The 15,736-nt window shown below is 62.5% G+C and carries 13 protein-coding genes; 12 read left to right on the forward strand and 1 reads right to left on the reverse strand.

All coding sequences use genetic code 11. The features are described 5' to 3' along the window. Positions 1–8: 8 nt before the first annotated feature. Entirely contained in the window at positions 9–578 is a 570-nt protein-coding gene (locus ACM6JM_RS04625; protein WP_039764712.1) for a lipocalin family protein, read from the forward strand. A gap of 138 nt (positions 579–716) precedes the next feature. Here the strand turns inward: ACM6JM_RS04625 and ACM6JM_RS04630 are convergent, their stop codons facing one another. Further along, positions 717–2,081 carry a formimidoylglutamate deiminase gene (locus tag ACM6JM_RS04630; protein WP_414881385.1) on the reverse strand — a complete coding sequence of 455 codons (1,365 nt, stop codon included), beginning with the start codon at positions 2,079–2,081 and terminating at the stop codon, positions 717–719. Positions 2,082–2,226: 145 nt separating this feature from the next. Here ACM6JM_RS04630 and hutC point away from each other — a divergent pair, with 145 nt between their 5' ends. The 11 genes from hutC (at position 2,227) to hutG (ending at position 15,545) form a co-directional block, all read left to right on the forward strand. Further along, complete coding sequence (gene hutC / locus ACM6JM_RS04635) at positions 2,227–2,937, forward strand: histidine utilization repressor (protein ID WP_170844914.1); 711 nt, start codon at positions 2,227–2,229, stop codon at positions 2,935–2,937. Beyond that, positions 2,934–3,503, forward strand: coding sequence for a HutD family protein (locus ACM6JM_RS04640; RefSeq protein ID WP_007952479.1), 570 nt, complete (start codon positions 2,934–2,936; stop codon positions 3,501–3,503). The genes hutC and ACM6JM_RS04640 overlap by 4 nt, the downstream gene beginning before the upstream one ends. A 507-nt stretch (positions 3,504–4,010) precedes the next feature. Continuing rightward, a complete protein-coding gene (gene hutU / locus ACM6JM_RS04645; protein ID WP_064382814.1) occupies positions 4,011–5,693 on the forward strand; it encodes a urocanate hydratase in 1,683 nt (560 codons plus the stop codon). A gap of 77 nt (positions 5,694–5,770) precedes the next feature. Next, the gene (locus ACM6JM_RS04650) at positions 5,771–7,243 is read left to right on the forward strand and encodes a purine-cytosine permease family protein (RefSeq protein WP_414881386.1); all 1,473 of its coding nucleotides are present in this window, start codon (positions 5,771–5,773) and stop codon (positions 7,241–7,243) included. Between the two features lie 70 nt (positions 7,244–7,313). Beyond that, on the forward strand, positions 7,314–8,282 hold the full coding sequence (locus ACM6JM_RS04655) for an ABC transporter substrate-binding protein (RefSeq protein WP_039764723.1): 969 nt from the start codon (positions 7,314–7,316) through the stop codon (positions 8,280–8,282). Positions 8,283–8,366: 84 nt separating this feature from the next. Continuing rightward, positions 8,367–9,218, forward strand: coding sequence for an ABC transporter permease (locus tag ACM6JM_RS04660; RefSeq protein WP_007952475.1), 852 nt, complete (start codon positions 8,367–8,369; stop codon positions 9,216–9,218). Further along, a complete protein-coding gene (locus ACM6JM_RS04665; protein ID WP_414881387.1) occupies positions 9,215–10,045 on the forward strand; it encodes a quaternary amine ABC transporter ATP-binding protein in 831 nt (276 codons plus the stop codon). Before ACM6JM_RS04660 ends, ACM6JM_RS04665 begins: the two co-directional genes overlap by 4 nt. A gap of 181 nt (positions 10,046–10,226) precedes the next feature. Continuing rightward, positions 10,227–11,750 (forward strand): histidine ammonia-lyase, encoded by a 1,524-nt coding sequence (gene hutH / locus ACM6JM_RS04670; RefSeq protein WP_414881388.1) that lies wholly within the window; start codon positions 10,227–10,229, stop codon positions 11,748–11,750. Between the two features lie 117 nt (positions 11,751–11,867). Continuing rightward, complete coding sequence (hutH, locus tag ACM6JM_RS04675) at positions 11,868–13,400, forward strand: histidine ammonia-lyase (protein WP_039764727.1); 1,533 nt, start codon at positions 11,868–11,870, stop codon at positions 13,398–13,400. Positions 13,401–13,528: 128 nt separating this feature from the next. Next, positions 13,529–14,734: an imidazolonepropionase gene (hutI, locus tag ACM6JM_RS04680; protein ID WP_414881389.1), complete on the forward strand. Its 1,206-nt coding sequence runs from the start codon at positions 13,529–13,531 to the stop codon at positions 14,732–14,734. A 10-nt stretch (positions 14,735–14,744) separates the two neighbouring features. Beyond that, positions 14,745–15,545 (forward strand): N-formylglutamate deformylase, encoded by an 801-nt coding sequence (hutG, locus tag ACM6JM_RS04685; protein ID WP_039764730.1) that lies wholly within the window; start codon positions 14,745–14,747, stop codon positions 15,543–15,545. The last annotated feature ends 191 nt before the right edge of the window (positions 15,546–15,736 follow it).

The raw sequence follows: 15,736 nt of genomic DNA on the forward strand, positions 1-15,736 counted from the left end.
GAAAAACAATGAAGCGGTTATTGCTTGTCCTTTTTGCCGGCCTGGTATTGGCTGGCTGCGCCACGTCCGGTGAAGATCCGCTGGCGCCGAAGACGGTCAACAGTGTCAATCTCAAGCGTTACCAGGGCACCTGGTACGAGCTGGCGCGTCTGCCGATGTATTTCCAGCGCAATTGCGCGCAATCCGAAGCCCGTTACTCGCTCAAGCCCGACGGCAATATCGCGGTGTACAACCGCTGTCTGACGGCAGACTGGAAGTGGGAAGAGGTCAAAGGCACGGCTTATCCACAGGTGCCGGGCAAGACCGACAAGCTGTGGGTCGAGTTCGATACCTGGTTCTCGCGCCTGATTCCGGGTGTGGCGAAGGGTCAATACTGGGTGCTGTACGTCAGCGATGACTACAAGACCGCCCTCGTGGGCGACCCGAGTCGTCGCTACCTGTGGCTGTTGTCCCGCACGCCGACCGTCAACGGTGTGGTGCGTGAGGAACTGCTGAGCAAGGCGCGCCAGCAGGGTTATGACACCACGCGTCTGATCTGGCGGGCGTCGGATCAGCAGATGGCCAAAACGTCCAACTGACTTCTCCTGTTCTGATCGTTCCCACGCTCCGCGTGGGAGTGCCTCAATGGACGCTCTGCGTCCGCTTTTGGGACGCGGAGCGTCCCGGGCTGCATTCCCACGCAGAGCGTGGGAACGATCAGTAACAGAGGTTTTGTGTCAGCCCAAAAGCTCTCGCAGGACCTGGGTGAAGGCGCGATTGCTGTCCTCCTCCCCGGCATGTCGCCCCTCGCGCACGACCCACTGACCGTTGACCAGCACGTCGCGCACCTGACGATCGCCACCGGCAAACAGCCAGCGATTGAGAATCCCGTCACCGCTGGCCGTGGCCAGATAGGGATCGCTGCCATCGAGCACAATCCAGTCGGCACGCTTGCCGACTTCCAGCGCGCCGATCGGCTGGCCCAGCGCCTGAGCGCCACCGTCCAGCGCCGCGTCATACAGCGTACGGCCGACCATCGGCTGATCCGCGCCATACAAGCGATTGCGCCGCTGATCGCGCAGACGCTGGCCGTATTCCAGCCAACGCAATTCTTCCACCACGCTCAACGACACATGGCTGTCGGAGCCAATCCCCATGCGCCCACCCTGAGCGAGGAAATCCACCGCCGGGAATATCCCGTCGCCGAGGTTGGCCTCGGTGGTCAGGCACAGGCCGGCGATGGCGCGACTCTTGGCCATCAGCGTGACTTCTTCCGGATTGGCGTGGGTCGCGTGGACCAGGCACCAGCGCTGATCGACTTCGGTGTTTTCGTACAGCCATTGCAGCGGACGACGACCGCTCCAGCTCAGGCAGTCATCGACTTCCTTCTGCTGCTCGGCGATGTGGATGTGCACCGGGCATTGCTGGTCGCTGGCTGCCAGTACTTCGCTGATCTGCTGCGGCGTGACTGCGCGCAACGAGTGGATGCACAGGCCCAGCGACTGCGCCTTTTGCTGTGCCAGCAACGGTTGCAGACGCGATTGCAGCTTCAGGTAACTTTCGGTGCTGTTGATGAAACGGCGCTGGCCTTCGTTCGGCGTCTGGCCGCCGAAACCGCTGTGGCTGTAGAGCACTGGCAGCAAGGTCAGGCCGATGCCGGCCGAGCTGGCCGCCTGGCTGATGCGTAACGCCAGTTCTGCCGGGTCGGCGTAAGGCTGGCCGTTGTTATCGTGGTGGACGTAATGGAATTCGGCGACCGAGGTGTAACCGGCCTTGAGCATTTCGATGTACAGCTGACGGGCGATCACACCGAGCTGGTCGGGGCTGATTTTTCCGACGAGCCGGTACATCAGATCGCGCCAGGTCCAGAAACTGTCGTTGGGATTGCCGGCCACTTCCGCCAGTCCCGCCATCGCTCGCTGGAACGCGTGGGAGTGCAGATTCGGCATCCCCGGCAGCAGCGGACCGCTCAACCGTTCGGCGCCATCTGCGGTGGAATCGGCCTGGATTCGGGTCAAAACGCCATCGGCGCTGACCTCGAGACGTACATTGTTGGCCCATCCGTTAGGCAGCAGCGCGCGTTCGGCAAAGAAGGCGGACATGGTTCAGCACCCCATCGTGTGTTATTTGTATATACATATACAGACGTTTGCCTGCCCGGTAAACTCCGGCAAGCTAGCCACTTTCACCAATGAACAGGGATCCACCGTGCCGACTCCGCCTCCAGTCTCCCCGTTGGCCGCGAACATGGGCGACAGTCCGGCGCCCTTGTACGCCCGCGTCAAACAGATGATCACCCAGCAGATCGACAGCGGTAACTGGCCGCCCCATTACCGCGTGCCGTCGGAAAGCGAGCTGGTCAGCCAGTTGGGCTTCAGCCGCATGACCATCAACCGCGCGCTGCGGGAAATGACCGCCGACGGTCTGCTGGTGCGCATGCAAGGCGTCGGCACTTTCGTTGCTGAACCGAAGAGCCAGTCCGCGCTGTTCGAAGTGCACAACATCGCCGACGAAATCGCCTCCCGTGGCCATCGCCACACCTGTCAGGTAATCACTCTGGAAGAAGAGGCTGCCGGTTCCGAACGCGCGCTGGCGCTGGACATGCGCGAAGGGCAGAAGGTCTTTCACTCGCTGATCGTGCATTACGAAAACGACATTCCTGTGCAAATCGAAGACCGCTTCGTCAATGCGTTGGTCGCCCCGGAATATCTCAAGCAGGACTTCACCCTGCAAACGCCTTACGCCTATCTGAACCAGGTCGCGCCGCTGACCGAAGGCGAGCACGTGGTCGAAGCGATCCTCGCCGAAGCGTCCGAATGCAAATTGCTGCAGATCGAAAAAGGCGAGCCGTGCCTGTTGATCCGTCGTCGTACCTGGTCGGGTCGTCAGCCGGTGACGGCGGCACGCCTGATTCACCCCGGTTCTCGTCATCGTCTGGAAGGTCGGTTTCATAAATGAAAGAGTTGAAGGTATTACGCGCCGAAGGCTACCCGCGCATGCCGTGGAAAAACGGCGGCGGCAGCACCGAGGAAATCACCCGTGACGCCGGCGCCGGCCTCGACGGTTTTGGCTGGCGCCTGTCGATTGCCGACATCGCCGAATCCGGCGGCTTTTCGACCTTCGCCGGTTACCAGCGGGTCATCACGGTGTTGCAGGGTGACGGCATGACCCTGTGTGTCGACGGCGACGATACCCGGCCGTTGTTACCCCTCGACCCGTTTGCCTTCAGCGGCGAAAGCCAGGTGTCCTGCACCTTGCTCGGCGGCGCGATCCGCGACTTCAACCTGATCTACTCGCCCCAGCGTTACAGCGCACGCCTGCAATGGCTGGACGGCGAACAGCGGTTTTTCAGTTCGGCGAGCACCGTGCTGGTCTTCAGCGTCAGCGAACTGCTGGAGGTCACGGTCGGTGACAGTGCATCGCAACTCGGCCGCCATGACTGCCTGCAACTGGACGGTAATACCGGGCTGACGGAGATTGCCGTCAATGCCGGCTGCTGTGTGATCGAACTGTCCCCGCGCTGATCCTCCCTTCTGATCGTTCCCACGCTCCGCGTGGGAATGCCGCCATGGACGCTCCGCGTCCGCTTTGTGACGCAGAGCGTCACGGAATGCATTCCCACGCTCTGCGTGGGAACGATCAAAAACCGCTGCTTTAAAAGCAGCGGTTTTTTTTCGTCCCGACGTTCCCGAAATGCGCACCAACTTGTTACCGAACGCCCCAGCGTGGCGCAGAACCACGCTTCCGTAACAACCTCTCGCCACCCTCAATCCACCCCACGAAAAATTTCATGGACGCCTGAACCCTTGATTCAGGCGCTCTGCAGCCCTGTTCGGGATTTTTGTTGAACGGGCCTCCAACAAGTTGGCCGCTCGATTGCATATGCTTGTATGTACAAGTAAAGACGTATGCGTATGAGTCGATCGAGACTCTCCGCAGCGTCCACTGATTCGCTTGTCGCGCACTGAGGCGCACAGGCTGCTTGCCCACTGCCAGGGTTGGTTTGAATTGATCGCTGAGGAGTCTTTTTCGTGACTGACAACAACCGCACTAAATTCCGTGACGTCGAAATCCGTGCCGCCCGCGGCAACAAGCTGACCGCCAAGAGCTGGCTGACCGAAGCGCCGCTGCGCATGCTGATGAACAACCTCGACCCGGAAGTCGCCGAGAACCCGAAAGAACTGGTGGTCTACGGTGGCATCGGTCGCGCTGCGCGTAACTGGGAGTGCTACGACAAGATCGTCGAGAGCCTGACCAACCTCAACGAAGACGAAACCCTGCTGGTGCAATCGGGCAAGCCGGTCGGCGTGTTCAAGACCCACAGCAACGCCCCGCGCGTACTGATCGCCAACTCCAACCTGGTGCCGCACTGGGCGACCTGGGAACACTTCAACGAACTCGACGCCAAAGGCCTGGCCATGTACGGCCAGATGACCGCAGGCAGCTGGATCTACATCGGCAGCCAGGGCATCGTCCAGGGCACCTACGAAACCTTCGTTGAAGCCGGTCGCCAGCACTACAACGACAACCTCACTGGCAAGTGGGTACTGACCGCCGGCCTCGGCGGCATGGGCGGCGCCCAGCCACTGGCCGCGACCCTCGCCGGTGCCTGCTCGCTGAACATCGAATGCCAGCAGATCAGCATCGATTTCCGCCTCAAGACCCGCTACGTCGACGAGCAGGCCAAAGACCTCGACGACGCGCTGGCCCGCATCGCCAAATACACTTCCGAAGGCAAGGCTGTTTCCATCGCCCTGTGCGGCAACGCCGCTGAAATCCTTCCGGAACTGGTCAAGCGCGGCGTGCGCCCGGACATGGTCACCGACCAGACCAGCGCCCACGACCCGCTCAACGGTTACCTGCCGGCCGGCTGGACCTGGGACGAATACCGCGCCCGCGCCAAGACCGAGCCAGCCGCTGTGGTCAAGGCCGCCAAGCAATCGATGGCCGTCCACGTCAAAGCCATGCTCGACTTCCAGAAAATGGGCGTACCGACCTTCGACTACGGCAACAACATCCGTCAGATGGCTCAGGAAGAAGGCGTCGAAAACGCATTCGATTTCCCGGGCTTCGTACCGGCCTACATCCGTCCGCTGTTCTGCCGTGGCATCGGCCCGTTCCGCTGGGCGGCGCTGTCGGGTGATCCGCAGGACATCTACAAGACCGACGCCAAAGTCAAAGAGCTGATCCCGGACGACGCCCACCTGCACAACTGGCTGGACATGGCGCGTGAGCGCATCAGCTTCCAGGGTCTGCCGGCGCGTATCTGCTGGGTCGGCCTGGGCCTGCGCGCCAAGCTCGGTCTGGCGTTCAACGAAATGGTGCGCAGCGGCGAGCTGTCGGCGCCGATCGTGATCGGTCGCGACCACCTCGACTCCGGCTCGGTCTCCAGTCCGAACCGTGAAACCGAGTCGATGCAGGATGGCTCCGATGCCGTCTCCGACTGGCCGCTGCTCAACGCGCTGCTGAACACCGCGAGCGGTGCGACCTGGGTGTCCCTGCACCACGGCGGCGGCGTCGGCATGGGCTTCTCCCAGCACTCGGGCATGGTGATTGTCTGCGACGGTACTGACGAAGCGGCCGAGCGTATCGCTCGCGTGCTGCACAACGACCCGGGCACCGGCGTCATGCGTCACGCCGATGCCGGTTACCAGATCGCCATCGACTGCGCCAAGGAACAAGGGCTGAACCTGCCGATGATCACCGGCAAGTGAACATCTGCGGGAGCGGGCACCCTCGCTCCCACAGGGCCACAACAACAATAACCAGAACAATCCACAGAGGTTGAATCATGGCGGGCAACACCGATCGTGCAGGCAGTAAACCGTTGATCGAAAGGCGTTCGATCGACTACATCCCGGAAGCGGAAAGACACGGTCGTCTGTTCAGTCAGTTCACCCTGTGGATGGGTGCCAACCTGCAAATCACCGCGATTGTCACCGGGGCCCTGGCCGTGGTGCTGGGCGGCGATGTGTTCTGGTCGTTGATCGGTCTGCTGATCGGTCAATTGCTGGGCGGCGGGGTGATGGCGCTGCACGCAGCGCAAGGGCCGAAGCTTGGCCTGCCGCAGATGATTTCCAGCCGGGTGCAGTTCGGCGTCTACGGCGCGGCGATTCCGATCGTGCTGGTGTGCCTGATGTACCTCGGCTTCACCGCCACCGGAACGGTGTTGTCCGGTCAGGCGCTGGGCCAGTTGTTCGGGGTCAGCGATACCGTTGGCATCCTGCTTTTCGCCAGCGTCATCGTCGTGGTCACGGTGCTTGGCTATCGGGTGATTCACTGGATCGGCCGCATCGCCAGTGCCATTGGCGTGATTGCTTTCGTTTATCTGTTCAGCCGTCTGATGAGTCAGGTGGACGTCGGCGCACTTCTGGAAATTCGTCACTTCAGCTGGAGCAGTTTCCTGCTGGCGGTGTCGCTCGCGGCCTCCTGGCAGATCGCTTTCGGCCCGTACGTGGCGGACTACTCGCGTTACCTGCCGAGCAAGGTGTCGTCGGTGAAAACCTTCTTCGCCGCCGGTGCCGGTTCGGTGATTGGTGCGCAGGTGGCGATGATCCTCGGTGTGTTCGCGGCCGCTTCGGCCAACGGGCAATTCGCCGGTCATGAAGTCGCCTACATCGTCGGTCTGGGTGGGACCGGTGCCACCGCCGCGCTGCTGTATTTCAGCATCGCGTTCGGCAAGGTCACCATCTCCACCCTGAACTCCTACGGCAGCTTCATGTGCATCGCGACCATCATCAGCGGCTTCCGTGGCCACCTGACGGTCACCCGCATGCAGCGTCTGGTGTTCGTGCTGGTGATCGTCGGCGCGGCGACCCTGATCGCACTGCTCGGCCAGCATTCGTTCCTCGGTGCGTTCAAGTCCTTCATCCTGTTCCTGCTGGCGTTCTTCACGCCGTGGAGTGCGATCAACCTGGTGGACTACTACTGCATCACCCGCGAGCGCTACGACGTGCCGGCACTGGCGGATCCGAACGGTCGCTACGGCCGCTGGAACATCCTCGGTATCAGCGTTTACGTGTTCGGGGTGCTGGTGCAACTGCCGTTCATTTCCACCAAGTTCTATACCGGTCCATTGGTGGTGGCCCTGGGGGATGTGGATATTTCCTGGATCATCGGTCTCGTGCTGCCCGCAGCGCTGTACTACGTCTGCGCGAAAAAATGGCACGGCACCGTACCCGATCGACTGATTCTGCCCGTCGAGCAGGACGGCGTTGTACAACCTAAAAGAAGCGGGGCCGGTCGCGCTGCGGCGCAGGCCTGATTTGGACGTGGACAGGGCTGGATGCCTCTTGACTGCCGTAAGCCAATTCATGATTAGGAGCGTCACAACAATGAAATCGAACAAGACCCTGCTGACCACCTTGCTTTCCATGGGCCTGCTGGCCAGCGCCGGCGCGACCCAGGCCGCCGGCTGGTGCGAGTCCGGCAAACCGGTGAAATTCGCCGGCCTGAACTGGGAAAGCGGCATGCTGCTGACCGACGTTCTGCAAGTGGTGCTGGAAAAAGGTTACGACTGCAAGACCGACAGCCTGCCGGGCAACTCCATCACCATGGAAAACGCCCTGAGCAGCAACGACATCCAGATCTTCGCCGAAGAATGGGTCGGCCGCAGCGAGGTCTGGAACAAGGCCGAGAAGGCCGGCAAGGTCGTCGGTGTCGGCGCCCCGGTGGTGGGTGCGATCGAAGGCTGGTACGTGCCGCGCTACGTGATCGAAGGCGACGCCAAACGCAAGATCGAAGCCAAGGCGCCGGACCTGAAAAACATCGCCGACCTGGGCAAATACGCCGCCATCTTCAAGGACGCCGAAGAGCCTTCCAAGGGCCGCTTCTACAACTGCCCGGCCGGCTGGACCTGCGAGCTGGACAACAGCGAAATGCTGAAAAGCTACGGCCTGGAAAACAGCTACACCAACTTCCGTCCGGGCACCGGTCCGGCGCTGGATGCGGCGGTGCTGTCGAGCTACAAGCGTGGCGAGCCGATCCTGTTCTACTACTGGTCGCCAACCCCGCTGATGGGCCAGATCGACGCAGTGAAACTGGAAGAAAAACCGGGCGTCGACAAGACCGTGACCATCAAGGTCGGTCTGTCCAAGACCTTCCACGAGCAAGCGCCGGAACTGGTGGCCGTGCTGGAAAAGGTCAACCTGCCGATCGACCTGCTGAACCAGAACCTGGGCCGCATGGCGAAGGAACGTATCGAGTCGCCAAAACTGGCGAAAATCTTCCTCAAGGAACATCCTGAGGTCTGGCATGCGTGGGTGAGTGAAGACGCTGCCAAGAAAATCGACGCGGCGCTGTAGGTCGAATTCCTCCCGGCCAACCGAGAGGCTGGCCGGGGTGTTCGCCGCAATCGCTTGATTGAGTTTCCTGATTGAGAGCCGCTTATGTTTCCCGAAAGCTTTACCTTTTCCATCGCCGACTGGGTCAACGGTTGGGTCGATGCGCTGGTCACCAACTACGGCGATGTGTTCCGCCATATCTCCGACACCCTGCTGTGGGCCATCGTCAATCTTGAAGGCCTGCTGCGCGCCGCGCCGTGGTGGTTGATGCTGGCCATCGTCGGCGTCGTGGCCTGGCATGCGACGCGCAAAGTCGTGACCACCGCCGTGATCGTCGGTCTGTTGTTCCTGGTCGGCGCCGTCGGCCTGTGGGACAAGTTGATGCAGACCCTCGCGCTGATGATGGTGGCGACGGTCATTTCGGTGCTGATCGGCGTACCGCTGGGGATTCTCTCGGCGCGCAGCAATCGCCTGCGTTCGGTGCTGATGCCGCTGCTCGACATCATGCAGACCATGCCGAGCTTCGTGTACCTGATTCCGGTGCTGATGCTGTTCGGCCTGGGCAAGGTGCCGGCGATTTTCGCCACCGTGATCTATGCCGCGCCGCCGCTGATCCGCCTGACCGATCTGGGCATCCGCCAGGTCGACGGCGAAGTGATGGAAGCGATCAACGCCTTCGGTGCCAACCGCTGGCAGCAACTGTTCGGCGTGCAACTGCCGCTGGCCCTGCCGAGCATCATGGCCGGGATCAACCAGACCACCATGATGGCCCTGTCGATGGTGGTAATCGCCTCGATGATCGGCGCCCGTGGCCTGGGTGAAGATGTGCTGGTGGGCATTCAGACCCTCAACGTCGGACGCGGCCTGGAAGCCGGTCTGGCGATCGTGATTCTCGCAGTGGTCATCGACCGCATTACCCAGGCGTATGGTCGGCCACGGCATGAGGTGAGCAAATGAGCAACGCAACCGTGAGCAAGATCGAAGTCAAAAACGTCTTCAAGATTTTCGGCAACCGCGCCAAGGACGCTCTGGCGATGGTCGGCCAGGGCAAGACCAAGGATCAGGTGCTGAACGAAACCGGTTGCGTGGTCGGGGTCAACGATTTGTCCCTGAGCATCGGCACCGGCGAGATCTTCGTGATCATGGGCCTGTCCGGCTCCGGCAAATCGACCCTGGTGCGCCACTTCAACCGCCTGATCGACCCGACCAGCGGCGCGATCCTGGTGGACGGCGTGGACATCCTGCAATACGACATGGACGCCTTGCGCGAATTTCGTCGGCACAAGATCAGCATGGTGTTCCAGAGCTTCGGCCTGCTGCCGCACAAGACCGTGCTCGACAACGTCGCCTACGGCCTGAAAGTGCGCGGCGAGACCAAGCAACTGTGCGCCGAACGCGCGCTGCACTGGATCAACACCGTGGGCCTCAAGGGCTACGAAAACAAATACCCGCACCAGCTCTCCGGCGGCATGCGCCAACGTGTGGGTCTGGCCCGCGCCCTGGCGGCGGACACCGACATCATCCTGATGGACGAAGCGTTCAGTGCGCTGGATCCGCTGATCCGCGCCGAGATGCAGGACCAGTTGCTGGAGCTGCAAAAGACCCTGCACAAGACCATCGTCTTCATCACCCACGACCTCGACGAGGCCGTGCGCATCGGCAACCGCATCGCGATCCTCAAGGACGGCCGCCTGATCCAGGTCGGCACGCCGAAAGAGATCCTGCATTCGCCGGCGGACGAGTATGTCGACCGTTTCGTGCAGCGGCGGGCGGCTGTGGTTTAAAGGTTTACGGCAGGCTCGTTCCCACGTCGAGGCGTCGAACCGTCTGCGTAGGAATGCATACCGTGACGCTCCGCGTCACCATTGCGCAGGACTTGAGTCTTGCGGTGAGAGCGGGACGCGGAGCGTCCCAGGCGGCATTCCCACGCAGAGCATGGGAACGATCAGGTTAATGAGGTTTTAGATGTCCCAGGCTGAAAAAATCGTTATCGCCGACGCTCCGATGCGTTGGCAGGATGTGGTCGCAGTCGCTCGTCACGGCGCGCAGCTCGAGCTGTCGGCGCAGACCTGGGCGCGCATTGAAAACGCGCAGGGCATCGTCCAGCGCATCGTCGCCAGCGGCGAGCGCGCCTATGGCGTGAACACCGGGCTCGGTGCGCTGTGCAACGTCTCGCTGAAAGACGAACAGCTCAGCCAGCTGTCGCGCAACACCTTGCTCAGCCATGCCTGCGGCGTCGGTCCGGTACTGGCCGACGAGCAGACCCGCGCCATCCTGTGCGCTGCGATCCGCAACTACAGCCACGGCAAATCCGGCATTCATCGCCGGGTGGTCGAAGCGCTGCTGGCGCTGCTCAATCGCGGCATCACCCCGCAAGTGCCGTCCCAGGGTTCGGTGGGTTACCTGACCCACATGGCCCACATCGGCATCGCGCTGCTGGGCGTGGGCAATGTCAGCTATCGCGGGCAGATCGTGTCTGCACAGCAGGCGCTGGCCGAAGAGGGCCTGCAACCGGTTCAGCTCGGGGCGAAGGACGGTCTGTGCCTGGTCAACGGTACGCCGTGCATGACCGGCCTCGGTTGCCTGGCGATTGCCGACGCCACACGTCTGCTGCAATGGGCCGACGTGATCGGCGCCATGAGTTTCGAAGCCCAGCGCGGCCAGATCGCCGCGTTCGATGCCGAGATCATTGCGCTCAAACCGCATCCGGGCATGCAGCAGGTCGGCGTCAATCTGCGCGCCTTGCTCGATGGCAGCGAAGTGATCGCGGCGAGCAAAGGCATTCGCACTCAGGATGCCTTGAGCATCCGCTCGATCCCGCAGGTGCACGGCGCCGCCCGCGATCAACTGGAACACGCGATCAAACAGATCGAAACCGAACTCAACGGCTGCACCGACAACCCGTTGCTGCTGGGCACGCCGGACGATTTCCGGGTGATGTCCCAGGCCAACCCGCACGGGCAATCGGTGGCGCTGGCGGCGGATCTGCTGGCGATTGCGATGGCTGAAATCGGCTCGATTGCCGAGCGGCGTCTGGATCGCCTGATCAACCCGCACGTCAGCGGTCTGCCGGCATTCCTGGTGGCCAATCCGGGGGTGAACTCCGGGATGATGATCGTGCAATACGTCGCCGCGTCGCTGTGCGCGGAAAACCGCCAGTTGGCGCAGCCGGCGGTGCTCGACAACTACGTCACCTCGGGCTTGCAGGAAGACCATCTGAGCATGGGCACCAACGCCGCGCTGAAGCTGCACCGCGCGCTGGAAAACTGCACGCAGATCCTCGCCATCGAGTACCTGCTGGCGGCCCAGGCGTTTGAATTTCTCAAGGAACAGTGCTTCGGCGCGGGCACCGATACCGCTTGGCGACTGCTGCGCGAAAAGATCCCGGCCTACGATCAGGACCGCTGGCTGGCGCCGGATATCGCCGCTGCCGCAAGCGTTCTGAAAGACCCGGATCTGCTGCACAACGCATTACCGAATTTGCACTGAAAAACTACCCACGCCAGCGTGCCAAGGCGCGGCTCCCCAAAAGGGCAGACGCGACGGACAACGGACATCTCCGGAGCGTCTGGCGAGTTAACAATAAACTCTCAAAAGGAGCACAAGATGACTGCGCTGAACCTGATCCCCGGCCAACTGAGCCTGGCCCAACTGCGTGACGTTTATCAGAACCCGGTCAAGCTGACCCTCGACAACAGCGCCAGCGCGCAGATCGAAGCCAGCGTGGCCTGCGTCGAGCAGATCCTCGCGGAAAACCGCACCGCCTACGGCATCAACACCGGTTTCGGCCTGCTGGCCTCGACTCGCATCGCCAGCGAAGACCTGGAAAACCTCCAGCGTTCGCTGGTGCTGTCCCACGCCGCCGGTGTCGGCCAGCCGATCAGCGATGAGCTGGTGCGCCTGATCATGGTGCTCAAGGTCAACAGCCTCAGCCGTGGTTTCTCCGGGATTCGTCGCGTAGTGATCGATGCGCTGATCGCGTTGATCAACGCCGAGGTCTATCCGCACATTCCGTTGAAAGGCTCGGTCGGTGCATCCGGTGACCTCGCGCCGCTGGCGCACATGTCGCTGGTGCTGCTGGGTGAGGGCAAGGCGCGCTACAAGGGCGAGTGGATGGAAGCGACCGAAGCGCTGAAAGTCGCCGGTCTGACCCCGCTGACCCTGGCGGCCAAAGAAGGTCTGGCGCTGCTCAACGGTACTCAGGTTTCTACCGCATTCGCACTGCGTGGTCTGTTCGAAGGTGAAGACCTGTTCGCCGGCGCGCTGGCGCTGGGCGGTCTGACGGTGGAAGCGGTGCTGGGCTCGCGTTCGCCGTTCGATGCGCGCATCCACGCCGCCCGTGGCCAGAAAGGCCAGATCGACGCCGCTGCCGCTTACCGCGATCTGCTGGGCGAGCGCAGCGAAGTCTCCGACTCGCACCAGAACTGCGAAAAGGTGCAGGACCCGTACTCGCTGCGTTGCCAGCCGCAAGTCATGGGCGCGTGCCTGACCCAGTTCCGCCAGGCCGCCGAAGTGCTGGCCATCGAAGCCAATGCCGTATCCGACAACCCGCTGGTGTTCGCGGCCGAAGGCGACGTGATTTCCGGCGGCAACTTCCACGCCGAACCTGTGGCCATGGCCGCTGACAACATGGCCCTGGCCATTGCCGAAATCGGTTCTCTCAGCGAGCGCCGTATCTCGCTGATGATGGACAAGCACATGTCGCAACTGCCGCCGTTCCTGGTGGCCAATGGCGGCGTGAACTCCGGCTTCATGATCGCCCAGGTGACCGCTGCGGCCCTGGCCAGCGAAAACAAGGCGCTGTCCCATCCGCATTCGGTGGACAGCCTGCCGACTTCTGCCAACCAGGAAGACCACGTGTCGATGGCCCCGGCTGCCGGCAAGCGCCTGTGGGAAATGGCCGAGAACACGCGCGGGATTCTTGCGGTGGAATGGCTGGCGGCGGTGCAGGGCCTGGACCTGCGCAACGGCCTGAAGACCTCGGCCAAACTGGAACAGGCCCGTGGGATTCTGCGTCGCGAAGTGCCGTTCTACGAGAAGGACCGCTTCTTCGCGCCGGATATCAACGCGGCGACCGAGCTGCTGGCTTCGCGGGTGCTGACGGAGCTGGTTCCGGCGAAACTGCTGCCGAGCCTTTAACCACTACTGATCGTTCCCACGCTCTGCGTGGGAATGCCTCAAGGGACGCTCCGCGTCCAGTGACGCGGAGCGTCACGGGCTGCATTCCCACGCAGAGCGTGGGAACGATCGCAAGACGAGGACTTGGGATGAAAACCCTCTGGCAACACTGCCACGTCGCAACCATGGCGCAAGGCGTCTACTCGATCATCGAGGATGCGGCCATCGTGACGTCCGGTGCACTCATCGAGTGGATCGGCCCGCGCAGCCAATTGCCGTCAGGCGAATACCCGGCGGTCAATGACCTGCAAGGCGCTTGGGTCACTCCCGGCCTGATCGACTGCCACACCCACACCGTGTTCGGCGGCAACCGCAGCGGCGAGTTCGAGAAGCGCCTGCAAGGCGTCAGCTATGCCGAAATCGCAGCGGCCGGCGGCGGCATCGCCAGCACTGTGCGGGCCACGCGCGAAGCCTCGGAAGACGAGCTGTTCGCCAGCGCCGCCAAGCGCCTGAAAAGCCTGATGCGCGACGGCGTGACCACGGTCGAAATGAAATCCGGCTACGGCCTCGATCTGGCCAGCGAGCGCAAGATTTTGCGGGTCATCCGTCGCCTCGCCGCCGAGCTGCCGATCAGCGTGCGCAGCACCTGCCTGGCCGCCCACGCCTTGCCGCCGGAATACAAGTACCGCGCCGACGATTACATCGATCACATCTGTGCCGAGATGCTGCCCGCGCTGGCTGCCGAAGGCCTGGTCGATGCGGTGGATGCGTTCTGCGAATACCTGGCGTTCTCCCCTGAGCAGGTCGAGCGGGTGTTCATTACCGCGCAAAAACTCAATCTGCCGGTGAAGCTGCACGCCGAGCAATTGTCGTCGCTGCACGGCTCCAGCCTGGCCGCGCGTTATCACGCATTGTCCGCCGATCACCTGGAGTTCATGGACGAAGCCGACGCCATCGCCATGGCCGAATCCGACACCGTCGCGGTGTTGTTGCCGGGCGCGTTCTACTTCCTGCGCGAAACCCAGTTGCCGCCGATGGAAGCCCTGCGCAAACACAAAGTGAAAATCGCCATCGCCAGCGACCTAAACCCCGGCACCTCGCCGGCGCTGTCGTTGCGCCTGATGCTGAACATGGCCTGCACCTGCTTCCGCATGACCCCGGAGGAAGCGCTGGCCGGCGCTACGATTCATGCGGCACAAGCCCTGGGCATGGCCGAGACCCACGGTTCGCTGGAAGTCGGCAAGGTCGCCGATTTTGTCGCCTGGCAGATCGACCGCCCGGCGGATCTGGCGTACTGGCTCGGTGGTGAACTGGACAAACGCGTCGTGCGTCACGGCGTTGAATCAAGTCTGTAGGAGAGCGGTTGTGGATAAGGTTCTGAACTTCAAACAAGGTCGCGTGCCGCTGCTGATCAGCATGCCCCACGCCGGCGTACGCCTGACCCCGGCGGTCGAGGCCGGGTTGATCCCGGACGCGAAAAGCCTGCCGGACACCGACTGGCACATTCCGCAGCTCTACGATTTCGCCGCCGAACTGGGCGCCAGCACTCTGGCGGCCGAGTACTCGCGGTTCGTCATCGACCTGAACCGGCCGTCCGACGACAAACCGCTGTACGCCGGCGCCACCACCGGGCTGTACCCGGCGACGCTGTTCGATGGCATTCCGTTGTTCAAGGCAGGCCAGGAGCCGTCGAAAGAAGAGCGTGCGACCTATCTGGAGCAGATCTGGACGCCGTATCACCGCACCTTGCAGGAGGAGCTGGCGCGGTTGAAGGCCGAGTTCGGTTACGCGTTGCTGTTCGATGCGCATTCGATCCGCTCGATCATCCCGCACCTGTTCGACGGCAAGCTGCCGGACTTCAACCTCGGCACTTTCAACGGCGCCAGTTGCGATCCGCAGTTGGCCACGCAACTGGAAGCGATCTGCGCCCGCCACGACGCTTACAGCCATGTGCTGAACGGGCGCTTCAAGGGCGGCCACATCACCCGTCACTACGGCAACCCGGCGGAAAACATCCACGCTGTGCAACTGGAGCTGGGCCAGTGCACCTACATGGAAGAGTTCGAACCGTTCCGCTACCGCGCCGATCTGGCGGAGCCGACACGGGTGGTGCTGAAGGAATTGCTGCAAGGGCTGCTCGCCTGGGGCAAAAACCACTACAACTGAGTCAGCTGTGATCGTTCCCACGCTCTGCGTGGGAATGCCTCAAGGGACGCTCCGCGTCCAGTGACGCGGAGCGTCACGGGCTGCATTCCCACGCGGAGCGTGGGAACGATCGGGAGAAGTCGCCACCGTGCAAATCCCGGTCGCCACAGTTCGCTTTTCCCGCTCGTCTGCTGCGTAATGTTTCGGCCACG

The sequence above is a fragment of the Pseudomonas sp. IT-P2 genome (assembly GCF_949767575.1).
Classification (GTDB): domain Bacteria; phylum Pseudomonadota; class Gammaproteobacteria; order Pseudomonadales; family Pseudomonadaceae; genus Aquipseudomonas; species Aquipseudomonas pharyngis.

Coding starts and splice junctions, on each gene's coding strand:
- ACM6JM_RS04665 (WP_414881387.1), top strand. CDS start 9,215: ATGAGCAACGCAACCGTGAGCAAGATCGAAGTCAAAAACGTCTTCAAG.
- hutI (WP_414881389.1), top strand. CDS start 13,529: ATGAAAACCCTCTGGCAACACTGCCACGTCGCAACCATGGCGCAAGGC.
- ACM6JM_RS04655 (WP_039764723.1), top strand. CDS start 7,314: ATGAAATCGAACAAGACCCTGCTGACCACCTTGCTTTCCATGGGCCTG.
- ACM6JM_RS04630 (WP_414881385.1), bottom strand. CDS start 2,081: ATGTCCGCCTTCTTTGCCGAACGCGCGCTGCTGCCTAACGGATGGGCC.
- hutC (WP_170844914.1), top strand. CDS start 2,227: ATGGGCGACAGTCCGGCGCCCTTGTACGCCCGCGTCAAACAGATGATC.
- ACM6JM_RS04650 (WP_414881386.1), top strand. CDS start 5,771: ATGGCGGGCAACACCGATCGTGCAGGCAGTAAACCGTTGATCGAAAGG.
- ACM6JM_RS04660 (WP_007952475.1), top strand. CDS start 8,367: ATGTTTCCCGAAAGCTTTACCTTTTCCATCGCCGACTGGGTCAACGGT.
- ACM6JM_RS04640 (WP_007952479.1), top strand. CDS start 2,934: ATGAAAGAGTTGAAGGTATTACGCGCCGAAGGCTACCCGCGCATGCCG.
- ACM6JM_RS04625 (WP_039764712.1), top strand. CDS start 9: ATGAAGCGGTTATTGCTTGTCCTTTTTGCCGGCCTGGTATTGGCTGGC.
- hutH (WP_039764727.1), top strand. CDS start 11,868: ATGACTGCGCTGAACCTGATCCCCGGCCAACTGAGCCTGGCCCAACTG.
- hutH (WP_414881388.1), top strand. CDS start 10,227: ATGTCCCAGGCTGAAAAAATCGTTATCGCCGACGCTCCGATGCGTTGG.